The organism is uncultured Microbacterium sp. (assembly GCF_947489255.1).
Lineage (GTDB): Bacteria > Actinomycetota > Actinomycetes > Actinomycetales > Microbacteriaceae > Microbacterium > Microbacterium phycohabitans.
Genome location: NZ_CANLCY010000001.1, coordinates 726,976 through 741,313, shown reverse-complemented (window position 1 = coordinate 741,313; position 14,338 = coordinate 726,976). Strand labels below are relative to the sequence as shown.

Sequence of the window (14,338 nt, the reverse complement as noted above, 5' to 3'; positions counted from 1 at the left end):
CGCCATGCCTCCGCTCGCCACCCTGCCCGCGTTCGTCCTGGCATCGCTCGTGCTCATCGTCATCCCCGGTCCGGGTGTGCTGTTCGTGATCGGCCGGTCCATCGCGCTCGGGCGCCGCGCCGGGGTGCTCAGTGTCGTCGGCAACGCGATCGGCAACATCCCGGCAATCCTCGCGACGGCGTTCGGGGTGGGCGCGATCGTGGCCTCGTCGATCGTGGCCTTCACCGTGCTGAAGATCGTCGGGGCGATCTACCTCGTGTGGCTCGGCATCCAGGCGATCCGTCACCGGCACGCGCATCTCGCGGCGACGCAGCCCGCCGCGCGATCGAAGTGGACGCTGCTGCGGCAGGGCTTCGTCGTGGGGGTCACCAACCCCAAGACCATCGCGTTCTTCGTGGCCGTGCTGCCGCAGTTCGTCGACCCGCACGCGGGGGCGGTGTGGTCGCAGCTGCTGGTGCTCGGCCTCATCTTCCAGGTGCTCGCACTGCTCTGCGACAGCACGTGGGCCCTCGCCGCCGGCACCGCCCGTACGTGGTTCGCCCGCTCGCCGAAGCGCCTGTCCGCGCTGTCCGGCACGGGCGGCGTCATGATGATCGGCCTCGGCGGGGCGCTCGCGCTCACCGGCGCGAAGAGCTGACGGCGGGTCCGCACGACTCCTGCATCCGGCGATGAAACGAGCCGGTTCCGCTTACCAGCGGACGGAATGCAGGAGTTGTGCGCGCACTTCGCTGCGCTCGCGCATCTCAGCCGCCGACGGGCCGGCAGCGTGCACGAGGACCCAGCATCGTGCAGAGGAGCGGAGCACTCCCCTCGCGAGCGACGATGCCGTCACGGCAGGAGCACCGACTCCGCCGCGGTGAGCAGGGAGACCAGGAGAGCTCCCGCGAACACCGCAACGAGACGCCCGTGCCCGGTTGTGGAGGGTGACAGGCGCAGCCCTGCGGTGGACTGGACGATGCGTTCCATCGCGGCCAGGAGCGTGGAGTGGTGGGCGATGGGAGTCGCGGCCGAATCGAAGGAGAGGAAGGTGCCATCGGGTGCCTCGATCACGTGCCCGATGACGGTTCCCTCGATCTCCAAGACGTAGTGTCCGGACTCCGGAACGCTCGCGAGCACAGCCGGGGCTGTCCGAGCGGCGCCGGGCACGTTCACCAGTCTCATGATCTCGACACCGGCGACATCGACCAGGTCGCCGCGCGCTTCTCTGGTCGGGAGAGTCCGTCGAGGTCGATCCCCTGAGACGATGTCGCCGCAGCCCTCATCAGCCGTTCCAGGACGGCGGAGTCCAAGACCACACCGCCCGTCCTCGTCATGACGAACATCAGAGGGATGGACGGATGGAACCAGAGATACGACCGGTTTTCTGATTCCTCCGGGTGAGGCCGCCACGACGCGAAGAATGTCTCGGACCGACGGAGCTTCGCGATCGCGACGGTTTGCAGATAGGCAAGCGAAAGGTCCGGGAGAGAAAGAGGTTCTCGGGCCGAACCGTAGAACAGGTGCCCCATTGTGTGTGCCCCAATCCACGCTGATGGATACGCGCCGGGGTCTGGGGCAGCTGAGCGCAACGGTACGAGGATCGACGCCCCGAATCAAGACCGTCATTTCGTCCGTCTGCATTTCCCACGCGGGTGAGCGGGGACGGCCTAGAGTGAGGTGAGGCGTTCCCTAGACCTAGGTCGCTGCCTTGTCCCTAGGTCTGGAGCATCATGTTGGAATTCCCGCTCTATACGTCGTTGTGCGAATGGTTCGTGTCGACCCTGCCGGTGGAGCACGCGGCGATCTCGACGCTCGGCGAGCCGTTCGAACTGGAGACGGTCTGCGCCAGCGATGCCGTTGCGGCCGAGCTGGAGCGGATACAACTCGACGGTGGCGCGGGCCCGTGTTGGCACGCGAAAGCCACGGGCACTCCGGCGCTGTTGCCCGACCTGCGGCACGGCGAGGACTTCTCGTGGCCGGCCTTCGTGGATGCAGCGGAGTCGTTTGCGGTGCGTTCGGCGTACGCGTTCCCCATGTCCGTGGGGGCCGTGGACGTCGGAGTCGTCGACCTGTATGCCACGCGCACCCACGCCCTGGACTCGCGCGAGGTGGAGGCGGCGTGGGCCATGGCGGATATCGCGGCCGTGCGCGTCGTCGACCATCTTCTGAGCAATCTCGGCGCCTCGTCTCCTCCCGCAGGGTCTCCGAAGAGATCGATACATCAGGCGACCGGCATGGTGATGGCCCAGCTCGGCATCCCCTCGGATGACGCGTTCGTCGTCATCCGAGCCCACGCCTTCGCCACGGGCAGGACGGTGTCCGACATCGCGGAAGCGATCATCCGGCGCGAGATCGATTTCTCCGCGTGACCCGGTTCGAAGGAAAGTACATTGCCCCTATGACGAATGCATCGCGGGAGAAGGAACTCGTCGAGACGTTCGTCGAACTGGCGGACACCCTGGTCACCGGTTACGACGTCGTGGACCTTCTCCACCGGCTGGTGACGCGATGCGCCCGGACCTTGGACGTGGCGGGCGTCGGCATCCTCATTCCGGATGCCGACGGGACGCTGGAGGTCGTCGCCTCCACCAGTGAACGCAGTCAACTCATCAGCCTCCTCCAATTGAGCGAGGATCAGGGGCCGTGCCTGGACGCGTATTTCTCCGGTCAGCAAGTGACCGTCCACGATATCGAGGGCATCCGCGAACGATGGCCGCGTTTCGCGACTGCGGCCGGTGAGCTGGGCTATCGCTGGATGCACGCCATCCCGCTTCGACTCCGTGACGACGTCATCGGTTCGCTGAACCTCTTCGGCGATCAGCCCGAGGCGCTGACGGCGGACGATGCGATGGCTGCTCGCGGGCTGGCCGACATCGCCACCATCGGGATCCTTCACGAACGGGCATTCCGCGAAGCCGACGTCGCACGGCGGCAGTTGCAGCACGCGCTGGACAGCCGAGTCGTCATCGAACAGGCGAAGGGGATCCTGGCGCACATTCACGCCATCGACATGGATGCCGCCTTCCACCAGCTTCGCGAGCGAGCGCGCAGCAACCAGCAGAACCTGTCGGACACGGCGAGAGAAGTCATCGCCGCTGCGACTCGTCGACGGGTCAGGCCTGACGAGGCGAACGACGCCCCGACGATCTGATCGGGGTCGAGCGGTGCTGGGCGTTCCGGGTCGGCGCGGGCCGTGCTCGAGAGGCGTCTATCGCCCACTCGACCCCCGGCGTAGAGTCCGATCATGGACGGGATCGATGCGGGCCACGACGACGAGACCGCCGCCGAACACTGGGACGATGACGGAGGGTCCCCTACGTCTCCCTCCCCTCAGAGGCACCACCATGCGGCGATCGAGATCGATACCGTGACACACCCGCTCGGCGGGGCGCCGAGATCGTCTCGACCGAATCCCGCGGACCCCCGCTGAATCCAGGAACGACGAGCACGAACGGTCTCCCTCAACGCGGAGAAGAGTCGGACGGCTCGCGCAATCCGAAGCGGTGCACTGTTGCGTCTGGCCCGCTGGTGCGCGCTCAGACCACGAGCCGCATCCCGGTCGGAGGCTCGTGGTCGCCGGCGTGTCCGAGTCTCGATACGCAGCGGCAGGTCGGCGGAGCCTCGAAGTCGCATCGGAGCGCCTCGAGATCCGCCTCCGCGCGTTCCCATCGGGCCCGCAGATCGGCGGCGCGAGCGGTGGCATTGCGCAGTCTCACTTCAGCCAGATCCTGTTCCGCCAGACGCGCTCGGTCTCGTGCGGCGACGTACGCGGCCAGAGCTGTCGCCGCCTGCTCGTATGCCGCTTCGAATTGCTCGGCGGTGACGGTGGGGTAAGGGGTGTCGTCCATCGATAAACCTCCTGTAGCGCGTACGGACGGTCCTCGGAGGTCGCAGTCGGCCGCGACGGACGGATCTGACGACCGTGACGGCAGCCCACTAACTCACCTTCGACGCTGCCAGCAAAGCGCGTTTACGAGTGTCGGGGAAGTGCAGTTGCGAAATCTCCCGTGACCTCAGACGCCTTCGCGCCCGGGTAGTGCGTCGCGTCGCGGGCTCGCCGAGCTCTCGCCGCCTCGCCCGAGGTGCGTGTCGGCTGATTCGTCCACGAGGTCGATCAGCCCCGTCGGACGACCTCATCGTCGTCCACGAGGGGTGCACGCACGGGCGCCGCCCGCCCTTCCGATCATCCGCGCTGATAACGATGCTCGACCTCGAGTCCGTGTTCCGAGTGTGGGAGAGAGAGGGCGGCACGGCCGACCGGGGCGATCGCGGATCGCAGCGCCCATGCGATGCACGACACGTCGACGACCTCCTAGAGCCAGGGTCGGCCTCGGCGGAGCGCTCTTGCTCACCGGCGCGAAGAGCTGACCCGCCCGGCCGGAGAACTCCGCTCCCTCAGCTCCGAGCGGACACGCCCAGATCGGCCGATGCCGAGCCCTCGAGCCGCGTGCCGTCGGCGTCGTAGCGCGAGCCGTCGACGGGGCTGTCCCACGACCGCTCCGCGTCGTTCCACGTCAGCGGCGCGGGCGCGGTGACGGCGCGCGTGCGTCCGTCGACCGTCGACACGGCGGCGGTGCGCAGGCCTTGGCGGGCCACCAGGCCTGCCCCCTCCGCCGGCCGCTTCACCGGCGCCGGAGCCGCGTTCGTCAGGGCCGAGGCGGCGATGCCGACGCGGCGGGTGGCCTCGCCGATCCCGCGGCCGAGGTCGGCGGGCACGGTCATGCGCGTGCCGATGGTGCGCATCCACTGCGGCCGGTCACCCCGACTCACCCCGCGGATCTCGTCGGTCAGCCGCATCGCCGCCGCCGGGGCGTTCGTCAGGCCCCAGCCCGCGTAGCCGGTGGCGAAGCGCAGACGACCGAGGCCCCGCGGCATCCCCCCGATGAAGGGCACGAGGTTGTGCGACTGATAGTCCTGACCCGACCAGCGGGCGATCTCCGCCCCGACCGGCAGCGTGCGGCGGGCCCACGCGGCGAGACCCTCGGCGAGCGCGACCTCCGACCTCGCCGACCCGACCGGATGCCGCGCCCCGGTCACCAGCAGCACCGACCGCCCGAGCGACGACGGCGCCGCCACGACGCTGCGTCCGTCGGCGCCGACCTCGCTCCACATGCCGCCGGGGGCTTCGGCATCCCCTTCGAGCTCGAAGGCGATCGCCCACGAGCGCAGCGCGCGGGTCTTGAGGTCGTACAGGCCGCGGCGGGTGATGGGCGTGCCGGTGGCGAGCACGACCGTGTCGCCCGAGAGGGGGCCGCGGTCGGTGTCGACACGGCCGGAGGGCAGCGCGTGCACGTCGGTGACGCGCACGCCGGTGTGCAGCGCGGCTCCTGCGTCGACCGCCGCGCGGGCGAGGGAGGCCGTCAGCAGCGCGGGGTCGAGGGCCAGCTGGTCGTCGAGGGCGAGGGCGCGCACGGGGGTGCGTCCGCCGAGGTCGTCGGGGGCGTCTTCGCGCACCGGGAGTCCCGCCTCCCGTGCCGCGTCGCGGACCGCGTCGAGCGCCGGGTCGGTGGCGAGACCCCGCCCGAAGGTGAACGCCGTACGGCGATCGGCGGCACCGACGGCTCGCTCGGCGAGCCACTCCTGCCCGGCGCGGTTGGCATCCACGTACGCCCGCACGAGGCTCGCCGGGTGGTGCCGACGCAGGGTCGCGAGGGTCGTCCCCTGCAGCAGGGATGCCATGCCCACCGACGCCCCGGTCGCGCCGCGCCCGACGGGGCCGGCGTCGACGACGGCGACGTCGACGCCCGCCTCGGCGAGCATCACGGCGGTGGACAGGCCGGTGATCCCGGCACCCACGATCACGACGTCGTGGTGCGTTCCGGGCTCGAACGGCGTGCCCTCGACGGGCGGCTGGTCACGGAACCACAGCGGGGAGGTCATGCGCTCCATCCCACCGCGGGGGTCGGCATCCCGGCATCCACTTGCCCCCGACGGTGGTTTCGGTTAGCCGCACCGAGAGGGTGCACCCGGCGGCGCAGCTATGGCAGCGTGGACCGATGGACCCGCTCACCTCGCTCGTCTTCCTCGTCGTCATCGCCGCCGTCTTCCTCTCCGCGATCTACGGGGTCGTCCGTAAAGCGGTGCGCGACGAGCTCGACGCTCACGGCCGCGACGCGCGTTCCCCCCGCATCGGCGACTCCCCGGCCTCCGACGCCTAGGCTCATCACGTGAGCGACGCCCCTCCCCCTCCGAGCCGCACGGCCGTGGTCGCCGCCGCCATCGACCTCTTCGTCGAGCACGGGTACGACCAGACCTCCGTCGAGCAGATCGCGCAGGCCGCGGGGGTGTCGCGTTCGACCTTCTTCCGTCAGTTCGGCGGCAAGGAAGACGTGGTGTTCGCCGACCACGAGGTGCTCCTCGCCGAGACGCGGGCGTACCTCGCGCAGCATCACGACGACCCGTGGGCGGCCGTGTGCGAGGCGTCGGTGCGGGTGTTCCGGCACTTCGCCGCGGATCCCGAGCTGGCCCGCCGCCGATACGTCATCGTGCGTGAGATCCCGGGCCTCCGCGACCGCGAGATCGTGACCGTTTTCCGTTACGAGCGCCTCTTCGACGAGTACCTGCGCGGGGCACTGCCCGGCCTCGACCCCCTGGACGCCGTCGGTTTCGCGGCCCTGGTGACGGCCGTGCACAACCACGTGCTGCGACGTCTCATGCGCGGGGCCCGGGTGCCGGCATCCGTCCTGCGCCGCGCTCTCGACGACGTGCTGCGCCGCTACGGCGTGCACCCCGACGGCGACGACGCGGCCGGCGACGACCTCATCGTCGCGGCCTTCCCCCGGCGCATGCCCGCCGCCGAGGTGACGCGGCGCTTGCGCGCGTCGCTCGGCGACTGACCCGCGGAGCGGCGCCGCCGCTCACGCAACCGGTTTGGCGAGTCCGTCGACGACTTCTGCCGAGGGAAGGGATGCGAGTACCTCGCCCGGCAGGAACAGCTTTGCGCCACGGATCCCGGCGCCGACGATGGCCCGCGGTAGTGCGGCCACCCGGGCGTCCAGCAGAAGACGCCACTCGGACGGGATGCCGAGTGGCGTGATGCCCCCGTACTGCATCCCTGTCTCGACGACAGCGGCATCCATCGGGGCGAACGTCGCCTTCCGTGCGTCGAGGAGTTTGCGCACGACGCCGTTGACGTCGAGCCGCGTGGTGGCCACGGCGAGGCAGGCGGCGGTGCGGATGTCGGCGCCGCGACTGCCCTGCACCACGAGGCAATTGGCTGAGATGTCGAGGCTCTGGCCGTATGCCTCGCAGAACGCGACGGTGTCGGCGAGCGCGGCATCGACGGCGGCGACCTCGATGCGCGCCGCGACGTCGGCGGGCAGGCGGTCGATCGCAGCCGCGACCGGCGCCGCGAGCAGCTCGGGATGGTCGGCGGCGGGGAGGAAGACCAGCGAACTCACGCGACGACCATATCTGCTCGGCACCCCGCTGCCGCCTGGAGCATTGATGTCCCACCGATCTCGCATCAAGAAAAATCGACCGCACCACGACAGACGGTGACACCAAGTACCAACCTGCGTGATACTGGGAACCATGACCATCGATGCCGATGCCCGTACGCTGCCCGGCGAGCGCGTCGCCCACTACGACCTCCTCGACCGCCGCGACACCGACTACTACGCGGTGTTCGCCGACATCCCCGACGCCGACCGCGCGATCTGGGACACCGCCAAGGCGTTCGCCGACGAGGTCGGCACGCGCATGCAGGGCGAATGGGATGCCGCGGCCTACCCGATCGACCTCGTGAAGCGCATGGGCGAGCTCGAGCTGTTCACCGACGGCATCGAGCACCCCGAGCTCCCGCACACCTCTCCCCTGGCGGCCGGCCTGGTCAACATGGAGATCTCGCGCCACGACGGCTCCCTCGCCACCGCCCTCGCGGTGCAGGGCGGCCTGGCGCTGCGGACGCTGGCGTTCTACGGCTCGCCCGAGCAGCAGCAGCGATGGCTGAAGCCCCTCGCCGACGGCACCGTGCTCGGCGCCTTCGCCCTCACCGAACCCGACCACGGCTCCGACTCCGTCTCGCTCGAGACCACGGCCACCTGGGTCCCTTCGACAGGCTCAGGGACCGGTGGATGGTCGCTCAGCGGAACCAAGAAGTGGATCGGCAACGGCGCCTCCGGCGGCATCACCTTCGTCTGGGCCCGCGTCGACGACGAGGGCGGCGACGACCACGGCAACGTGCGCTGCTTCCTCGTCGAGCAGGACACCCCGGGCTACACGGGCACCGTCATCACCGGGAAGGTGTCGCTGCGCGGCATCCACCAGGCGCACATCGCGATGGACGACGTGCGTCTTCCCGCGGATGCCGTGCTGCCCGGCACCCACACGTTCAAGGACGCCTCGGTGGTGCTCTTCGCCACGCGGTCGGGTGTCGCGTGGTCGGCGCTCGGTCACGCGACCGCCTGCTACGAGATCGCACGGACGTATGCCACAGAGCGCATGCAGTTCGGCAAGCCCCTCGCGAAGTTCCAGATGGTGCAGGAGCGCCTCGCGCAGATGCTCGACGAACTCACCGCGATGCAGCTCTACTGCCGCCGCCTCGCCGACCTCGAGACCTCGGGCGGCCTGCGGCCCACCCAGGCGTCGCTCGCGAAGTACCACAACACCCGCGCGGCGCGCCGGGTGGCGGCGATCGCCCGCGACCTGCTCGGTGGCAACGGCATCCTGCTCGAGAACGGCGTCATGCAGCACATGGCCGACATCGAGGCGATCCACACCTACGAAGGCACCGAGAGCGTGCAGGCCCTCCTGCTCGGCCGCGACATCACCGGCATGAGCGCGTTCGTCTGATCCCGGATGCCGGGACCGGAGCCGCGGACGGGGCCCTAACCGGCGGGCCGGACCCGCGCAAGCCGCGCCGGCGATGTCGGGCCCTCCCGCTAACGTCGTCGCATGGGCCTCTTCTCTCGTCACCCCGCTCCGCGTCGCGCAATCGAAGCCGTCGCCGAGACCGTGCAGACGCCCCCCAAGAGCCTGTGGGCCGATGGCTTCGGGCGCCTCGCCGTCCGCGCGGTGCAGATCATCATCGTCGTCGCGCTCGTCGCGGGTGTCATCTGGGGCATCCAGCAGGTGACGCTGGTGATCATCCCCCTGATCCTCGCGCTCATCTTCGCCTCCGCCTTCGGCCCCGTCACCATGTGGATGCGCCGCAAGGGCGTGCCCGCCGTGATCGCCACGCTGCTCACCCTGCTCGCGGTGGTCGTCGTGCTCGCCGGCCTCGGATGGCTCGTCGTCAACGCCGTGATCAACCAGTGGGACACCCTCAGCACGCAGGCCGTCGAGGGCTTCCAGAAGGCCCAGGACTGGTACCACACGCTCCCGTTCGCGATCTCGCCCGAGCAGGTCGACCAGGCCGTGCAGGGCATCACCGACTTCGTCACGAGCGCCCAGTTCGGTACCGGCGCCCTCGCGGGCGTGAGCGCGGTCGCGTCGTTCGTCACGGGCTTCGTGCTGATGGTCGTCATCCTCTTCTTCTTCCTCAAAGACGGCCCGCGCATGTGGGAGTTCGTGCTGCGCCCCTTCCACGGCAGCGACTACGACCGCGCACGCCGCATCGGCGACAAGACGGTCACGGTGCTCGGGTCGTACGTCCGAGGCACCGCGTCCGTCGCGGCCGTCGACGCGATCGGCATCGGCATCGGCCTCGCGGTCCTGCAGGTTCCCCTCGCGCTGCCCCTCGCGGTCCTCGTCTTCCTGCTCGCCTTCATCCCGATCGTCGGCGCCGTGACCGCCGGCATCCTGGCGGCCCTCGTCGCTCTCGTGACCAACGGCTGGGTGATCGCCCTGGTGGTCGTGGGCATCGTGGTCGTCGTCAACCAGCTCGAGGGCAACTTCCTCCAGCCGGTCCTCATGGGCCGGTCGATGAAGCTGCACTCGTTCGTCGTGCTGGTCGTGCTCGCCGGCGGCACCGCGATCGGCGGCATCCTCGGCACCCTGCTCGCCGTCCCGCTGACCGCCGTCGTGTGGGGGATCATCACCGTGTGGAACGGCCCCGACAAGCCGGCCGAGTGGGCGCGTCGCAAGAAGCGCAAAGACCCCGTGCCCCTGGCGGGCGGAGAGAGCTGACGGCCGTGCCGTACGACATCCCCGCGCCGATGCTGGCGAAGTCCGTCCCCACAGTGCCCGAGCACGAGAAGGTCGCGGGTGGGTTCAGCTACGAGCCCAAGTGGGACGGCTTCCGCGCGCTGGTGTCGTGGGACGGGACCGACGTCGAGATCGGCAGCCGGGGCGCCAAGCCCCTCACCCGTTACTTCCCCGAGCTCGTCGAGGCGTTCGCACGCGTTCTGCCCGAGCCGTGCCTCATCGACGGCGAGGTCGTCGTCGCGCGCGGCGAACCGGGCGCCCAGAGGCTGGACTGGGAGTCGCTGTCGCAGCGCATCCACCCGGCGGCGTCCCGAGTGAACATGCTCGCCGAACAGACCCCGGCGATGTTCATCGCCTTCGATCTCCTCGCTCGCGGCGACCGCGACCTGCAGGGCGAGCCGTTCTCGGAGCGCCGCGCGCAACTCGTCGACCTGTTGGGCGCCGTGCCCCACCCCGTGCACGTCACGCGCACCACCGACGACCCCGACCTCGCGCGCCGATGGCTCGCCGAGTTCGAGGGTGCCGGTCTCGACGGCGTGATCGCCAAGCCCCTCGCGCAGCCCTACGCGCCGAACAAGCGCACGATGTTCAAGATCAAGCACGCCCGCACCGCCGACGTGGTGCTGCTCGGGTACCGCATCCACAAGTCCGGCGAGGGAGTCGGGTCGCTGCTGCTCGGTCTGTACGACGACGACGGCCGACTGCACGGCGTCGGGGGCGCCTCGGCCTTCACCGACAAGCGTCGTCGTGAGCTGATCGACGAGCTCGAGCCGTACGTCGAGCGCGATGACGAGGGTGCCGCCGTCACGGGCGAGACCGACCGCTCGCGCTTCTCGGCATCGAAGGACGTGTCGTTCGTGCGCCTGCGCCCCGAGCGGGTGCTCGAGGTGCGCTACGACCAGCTCGAGGGCATGCGCTTCCGCCACACGGTGCAGTTCGAGCGCTGGCGTCCCGACCGCGAGGCTCGCTCGTGCACCTTCGCGCAGCTCGACGCGGTGAGTTCGTACGACCTCGGAGACGTGCTGGACTGACGCGGGCGCCCGCCCCTCGACCGCGCCGCCGCAGGCGCCCGCACTGCCGGGGGATGCGGCTCACTCCGCCGGCGTCTTCGCCCGCGACGGCTGCACGCGCGGCGGCTCCCCCGGCATCTTGGGGAACTCGGGCGGGAACGGCAGCTCGCCGAGCCCGTTCTCGACGTCGCGCTGCCACCACTCCAGCAGCGTGTCGATGCGTCCGGGCTGCGAGGCGAAGTCCTCCCATGGATCCCCGACGGATGCCAACCGCTCCGGCACCGAACGCACGGTGAACGCGAGCGGGTCGAGGCCGTCGAGTTCGTCCCAGGTCACCGGGGTCGACACCGTCGCCGTGGGCAGTGCGCGCGGCGAGTAGGCGCCCGCCATCGTGCGGTCGCGGTTCGCCTGGTTGAAGTCGACGAAGATGCGCTGCCCGCGCTCCTCCTTCCACCAGCTGGTGGTCACGGCATCCGGCATCCGTCTCTCGAGCTCTCGCGCCGCGGCGATGACGGCGTGCCGTACGTCGAGGAACTCGTGCGTCGGTTCGATCGGGCAGAACACGTGCAGGCCGCGGTTGCCGCTGGTCTTGATCCACGGTTCGAGACCCGCCTCGCGCAGCACGACCCGCAGTTCGTGCGCGGCCGTCACCGCCTCGGCGATGCCGGTGCCCGGCTGCGGGTCGAGGTCGATGCGCAGCTCGACGGGGTGGTCGGGGTCGGTGGCGAGCGAAGCCCACGGGTGAAACACGATCGTGTTCATCTGCGCCGCCCACACGGCCGAGGCGATCTCGCCGAGGAAGAGCTGCGGATGCCGTCGCCCGCTGTTGTAGGTCACCGTCACCGCCTCGACGAAGGCCGGCGCGCCCTTCGGCGGGTTCTTCGAGAAGAACGCCTCGCCGCCCACGCCCTCGGGAAAGCGCTCGAGCGACACCGGCCGATGCCCGTTCGCCGCGATGAAGGGATCGCCGACCGCGATGAGGTATTCCGCGAGCTCGCGCTTGGTGATCCCGACGTCGGGCCACAGCACGCGATCGGGGTTCGAGATACCAACCTCGCGGTCGCCGTCGGGGCCCGGCACGGTCAGCGTGATGCGAGGGGATGCCATGTGCCGACGCTAACGCGCGTGCGGGCGTCGTGTCTGCCCCGTTGCGGTGTCGGGGCAGCGGGGGGATCCCTGTCTGCCCCGTAGCGGTGTCGGAGTAGCCGGGGGGATCCGTGTCCACCCCGAGCCCCGGCATCCCGTCCCCGCCTACGCTCGAGACATGACCACCGCCGCCGCCCGCACCGCCCTCGACATCGCCGACTGGCGCCGCCGCGTGTTCGCGCTCTACGACGCCGTGCGCGAGGCCGACGATCCCGAAGAAGCCCACGAGCTCTGGCGCATCGAGCGCGACGCGCTGTTCGCCGACCACCCCGCGACACCGCTGCTCCCGGAGCAGCGCGAGGGGTTCGTCGGACTCCCCCTCGCCCCCTACGACGCGGCGTGGCGCTTCGAGGTCCCGCTGCTCGACGCCGAGGAGGCGTCGTTCGTCGCCACCACCGGAACGGACGGTGAGGTCGGCTTCGAACGCATCGGGCGGGTCGAGCTGCCCGACACCGGCTCGCTCGACGTGTGGCGGCTGACCTCCTACGGCGGCGGACTGTTCGTCCCCGTGCGCGACGCGGCCGCGGGGCGTCCGGGCGGCACGTACGGCGGCGGACGCTACCTGCTCGACACCATCAAGGGCGCCGACCTCGGCCGTGGGTCCGCCCCCGACACGCTCGTCATCGACTTCAACTTCGCCTACAACCCGTCGTGCGCCTACGACCCGATGTGGGCGTGCCCGCTCGCCCCCGCCGGCAACGTGCTGCCGGTGGCGGTTCCGGTCGGCGAGCTGTACGGGGTCTGAGAGCCGAGCCGCACGGCATCCCTGAGAAACGACAGCGGGCCGCTCCCCTGGTGGGGGCGGCCCGCTGTCGTCGGACGCTCAGGACTCCGCGGCAGCGGCATCCTTTTCGGCGAGGTCGATCACGGGGGCGAGTTCCGCGCGGGTGAGGCGGATCCACGGTCCGGCCGGATCGATCAGGATGCCGGTGAGCGCGGGGTCGCTCGCCAGCGCCTTCGACAGCTGCGCGCGCGAGATCGGCAGCGGCTGGTCGCCGCGGCCCAGGGCGAGGAGCTCGAGGGGGTGGGTGAACACTTCGAGGAAGCGCTCCCCCGCGGCCGAACGCGATTCGGCGACACCGATGGGGCCGCCCTCCTCGGTGCGGTTGACGGCGATCCACATCGGAGCTTCGGCGATGATCGCGTCCACGACCGTGGAGACCGTCTCGTCGGTGCGCGTCTCGCACAGGGCGGTCTTGATGCGCAGCTCGGGGTCGACCTCGGCCACCATGCGCTCGAGGAGGGCCTTGGGCAGCACGGCGCGATTGTCTCCGGATGCCGGGTCGAGCACGATGCCGGCGTACGGGCCCGACAGGACGTGCCGCAGCAGCGCCATCACGGGCTGGCCCATCGCGGAGGTGTCGTGGTCGCCGTCGGCCTCGACGCTCGCGCGGAGCGCCAGGCCGCCGCTGTAGGCGAGCACGAGCTGCTCGTCGCCGCGGTTGGCGACAGCCAGCGGGAGGTCCTTGCCCTCGGCCAGCAGCGCGCGGGCATCGCCCTTGACGCGCAGGAACACGTGCCCCTGCAGGAGCTGACGGGCGACGTTCAGCAACTGCGCCGGCTCGGGCTGCCCGGAGATCTCGGCGAGGGCGTTGCCCAGCAGCGCGTTGTCGCGCAGGCCCTGCACGGTCTCGGGGGCCTCGGGGGCCTCCATCGGACCGGGCTGGCGGGCGGAGGGACGAGCGGCCACCGGCGGCGCGTTCGTCAGCGACGGCGCAGGCTCGGGACCGGCGCCCACGCCGCGGAACGACGACATCGAGATGCCGACCGTCGGCGCCGCCTCGGCCGAGGCCTCGGGGGTCGTGTCGGCGGCGGGAGCGGCGTCGCTCGGGCCGGAGGGGTCGACGGGCTGTTCGCCCGGTTCGATCGTGGTGTCGGGCCGGTCGACCGATGCGTCGTCGGAGTCGGACTTCTTGCGGCGCGAGAAGAGAGCCATTCCGCCAGCCTATCCGGGCGGCTCGGGCGCCGGGGCCCGGCGGGGCGGCGGCGGGCGCGGGCATCCCCAGCGGTTCGGGGCGCGATTTTTCGTTCGGGGCGCGTATTTCCCGCCCCGAACCGAGAATCGCGCCCCAAACCGAATATTCAGCGCCCGGCGCGATGCGCGCGCTCCGTCGCGG

At 70.7% G+C, this 14,338-nt stretch carries 16 protein-coding genes; 9 read left to right on the top strand and 7 right to left on the bottom strand.

All coding sequences use genetic code 11. The features are described 5' to 3' along the window. Positions 1–4 precede the first annotated feature (4 nt). Complete coding sequence (locus Q0818_RS03580) at positions 5–637, top strand: LysE family translocator (protein WP_298871496.1); 633 nt, start codon at positions 5–7, stop codon at positions 635–637. 191 nt (positions 638–828) lie between these two features. On the opposite strand, the gene Q0818_RS03575 is transcribed toward Q0818_RS03580, so the two are convergent. Then, the gene (locus Q0818_RS03575) at positions 829–1,161 is read right to left on the bottom strand and encodes a hypothetical protein (protein ID WP_298871493.1); all 333 of its coding nucleotides are present in this window, start codon (positions 1,159–1,161) and stop codon (positions 829–831) included. Beyond that, a complete protein-coding gene (locus Q0818_RS03570; protein ID WP_298871490.1) occupies positions 1,158–1,508 on the bottom strand; it encodes a hypothetical protein in 351 nt (116 codons plus the stop codon). Before Q0818_RS03570 ends, Q0818_RS03575 begins: the two co-directional genes overlap by 4 nt. Positions 1,509–1,709: 201 nt before the next feature. Between Q0818_RS03570 and Q0818_RS03565 the strand changes: the two genes are divergently transcribed. Both Q0818_RS03565 and Q0818_RS03560 read left to right on the top strand, forming a co-directional pair. After that, on the top strand, positions 1,710–2,348 hold the full coding sequence (locus Q0818_RS03565; RefSeq protein WP_298871487.1) for an ANTAR domain-containing protein: 639 nt from the start codon (positions 1,710–1,712) through the stop codon (positions 2,346–2,348). 29 nt (positions 2,349–2,377) lie between these two features. Then, positions 2,378–3,130 (top strand): GAF and ANTAR domain-containing protein, encoded by a 753-nt coding sequence (locus Q0818_RS03560; protein ID WP_298871484.1) that lies wholly within the window; start codon positions 2,378–2,380, stop codon positions 3,128–3,130. 385 nt (positions 3,131–3,515) lie between these two features. Here Q0818_RS03560 and Q0818_RS03555 read toward each other — a convergent pair whose 3' ends face one another. Both Q0818_RS03555 and Q0818_RS03550 read right to left on the bottom strand, forming a co-directional pair. Then, positions 3,516–3,827 (bottom strand): hypothetical protein, encoded by a 312-nt coding sequence (locus Q0818_RS03555; RefSeq protein WP_298871481.1) that lies wholly within the window; start codon positions 3,825–3,827, stop codon positions 3,516–3,518. Positions 3,828–4,374: 547 nt separating this feature from the next. After that, the gene (locus tag Q0818_RS03550; protein ID WP_298871478.1) at positions 4,375–5,859 is read right to left on the bottom strand and encodes an FAD-dependent oxidoreductase; all 1,485 of its coding nucleotides are present in this window, start codon (positions 5,857–5,859) and stop codon (positions 4,375–4,377) included. 116 nt (positions 5,860–5,975) lie between these two features. Between Q0818_RS03550 and Q0818_RS03545 the strand changes: the two genes are divergently transcribed. Together Q0818_RS03545 and Q0818_RS03540 are read left to right on the top strand one after the other, a co-directional pair. Continuing rightward, positions 5,976–6,137: a hypothetical protein gene (locus Q0818_RS03545; RefSeq protein WP_298871475.1), complete on the top strand. Its 162-nt coding sequence runs from the start codon at positions 5,976–5,978 to the stop codon at positions 6,135–6,137. A 9-nt stretch (positions 6,138–6,146) separates the two neighbouring features. Next, positions 6,147–6,815 (top strand): TetR/AcrR family transcriptional regulator, encoded by a 669-nt coding sequence (locus Q0818_RS03540; protein WP_298871472.1) that lies wholly within the window; start codon positions 6,147–6,149, stop codon positions 6,813–6,815. A 21-nt stretch (positions 6,816–6,836) separates the two neighbouring features. On the opposite strand, the gene Q0818_RS03535 is transcribed toward Q0818_RS03540, so the two are convergent. Continuing rightward, complete coding sequence (locus tag Q0818_RS03535) at positions 6,837–7,379, bottom strand: YbaK/EbsC family protein (protein WP_298871470.1); 543 nt, start codon at positions 7,377–7,379, stop codon at positions 6,837–6,839. A 133-nt stretch (positions 7,380–7,512) separates the two neighbouring features. On the opposite strand from Q0818_RS03535, the gene Q0818_RS03530 reads away from it, so the two are divergent. The 3 genes from Q0818_RS03530 to Q0818_RS03520 all read left to right on the top strand — a co-directional run bounded on the left by Q0818_RS03530 (position 7,513) and on the right by Q0818_RS03520 (position 11,096). Then, positions 7,513–8,772 (top strand): acyl-CoA dehydrogenase family protein, encoded by a 1,260-nt coding sequence (locus tag Q0818_RS03530; RefSeq protein WP_298871467.1) that lies wholly within the window; start codon positions 7,513–7,515, stop codon positions 8,770–8,772. 102 nt (positions 8,773–8,874) lie between these two features. Next, positions 8,875–10,047, top strand: coding sequence for an AI-2E family transporter (locus Q0818_RS03525; protein ID WP_298871465.1), 1,173 nt, complete (start codon positions 8,875–8,877; stop codon positions 10,045–10,047). Positions 10,048–10,052: 5 nt separating this feature from the next. Continuing rightward, positions 10,053–11,096: an ATP-dependent DNA ligase gene (locus Q0818_RS03520; protein ID WP_298871463.1), complete on the top strand. Its 1,044-nt coding sequence runs from the start codon at positions 10,053–10,055 to the stop codon at positions 11,094–11,096. A 60-nt stretch (positions 11,097–11,156) separates the two neighbouring features. On the opposite strand, the gene ligD is transcribed toward Q0818_RS03520, so the two are convergent. After that, positions 11,157–12,182 carry a non-homologous end-joining DNA ligase gene (gene ligD / locus Q0818_RS03515; protein ID WP_298871461.1) on the bottom strand — a complete coding sequence of 342 codons (1,026 nt, stop codon included), beginning with the start codon at positions 12,180–12,182 and terminating at the stop codon, positions 11,157–11,159. Positions 12,183–12,339: 157 nt separating this feature from the next. Between ligD and Q0818_RS03510 the strand changes: the two genes are divergently transcribed. Then, positions 12,340–12,966: a DUF1684 domain-containing protein gene (locus Q0818_RS03510; protein WP_298871457.1), complete on the top strand. Its 627-nt coding sequence runs from the start codon at positions 12,340–12,342 to the stop codon at positions 12,964–12,966. Positions 12,967–13,044: 78 nt separating this feature from the next. Here the strand turns inward: Q0818_RS03510 and Q0818_RS03505 are convergent, their stop codons facing one another. After that, a complete protein-coding gene (locus tag Q0818_RS03505; RefSeq protein WP_298871454.1) occupies positions 13,045–14,157 on the bottom strand; it encodes an SseB family protein in 1,113 nt (370 codons plus the stop codon). Positions 14,158–14,338: the final 181 nt, after the last annotated feature.

Bases quoted from the DNA above. Each gene is read 5' to 3' on its own strand.
- Q0818_RS03580 (WP_298871496.1), top strand. From the start codon at position 5: ATGCCTCCGCTCGCCACCCTGCCCGCGTTCGTCCTGGCATCGCTCGTG.
- Q0818_RS03575 (WP_298871493.1), bottom strand. From the start codon at position 1,161: ATGAGACTGGTGAACGTGCCCGGCGCCGCTCGGACAGCCCCGGCTGTG.
- Q0818_RS03570 (WP_298871490.1), bottom strand. From the start codon at position 1,508: ATGGGGCACCTGTTCTACGGTTCGGCCCGAGAACCTCTTTCTCTCCCG.
- Q0818_RS03565 (WP_298871487.1), top strand. From the start codon at position 1,710: ATGTTGGAATTCCCGCTCTATACGTCGTTGTGCGAATGGTTCGTGTCG.
- Q0818_RS03560 (WP_298871484.1), top strand. From the start codon at position 2,378: ATGACGAATGCATCGCGGGAGAAGGAACTCGTCGAGACGTTCGTCGAA.
- Q0818_RS03555 (WP_298871481.1), bottom strand. From the start codon at position 3,827: ATGGACGACACCCCTTACCCCACCGTCACCGCCGAGCAATTCGAAGCG.
- Q0818_RS03550 (WP_298871478.1), bottom strand. From the start codon at position 5,859: ATGACCTCCCCGCTGTGGTTCCGTGACCAGCCGCCCGTCGAGGGCACG.
- Q0818_RS03545 (WP_298871475.1), top strand. From the start codon at position 5,976: ATGGACCCGCTCACCTCGCTCGTCTTCCTCGTCGTCATCGCCGCCGTC.
- Q0818_RS03530 (WP_298871467.1), top strand. From the start codon at position 7,513: ATGACCATCGATGCCGATGCCCGTACGCTGCCCGGCGAGCGCGTCGCC.
- Q0818_RS03525 (WP_298871465.1), top strand. From the start codon at position 8,875: ATGGGCCTCTTCTCTCGTCACCCCGCTCCGCGTCGCGCAATCGAAGCC.
- ligD (WP_298871461.1), bottom strand. From the start codon at position 12,182: ATGGCATCCCCTCGCATCACGCTGACCGTGCCGGGCCCCGACGGCGAC.
- Q0818_RS03510 (WP_298871457.1), top strand. From the start codon at position 12,340: ATGACCACCGCCGCCGCCCGCACCGCCCTCGACATCGCCGACTGGCGC.
- Q0818_RS03505 (WP_298871454.1), bottom strand. From the start codon at position 14,157: ATGGCTCTCTTCTCGCGCCGCAAGAAGTCCGACTCCGACGACGCATCG.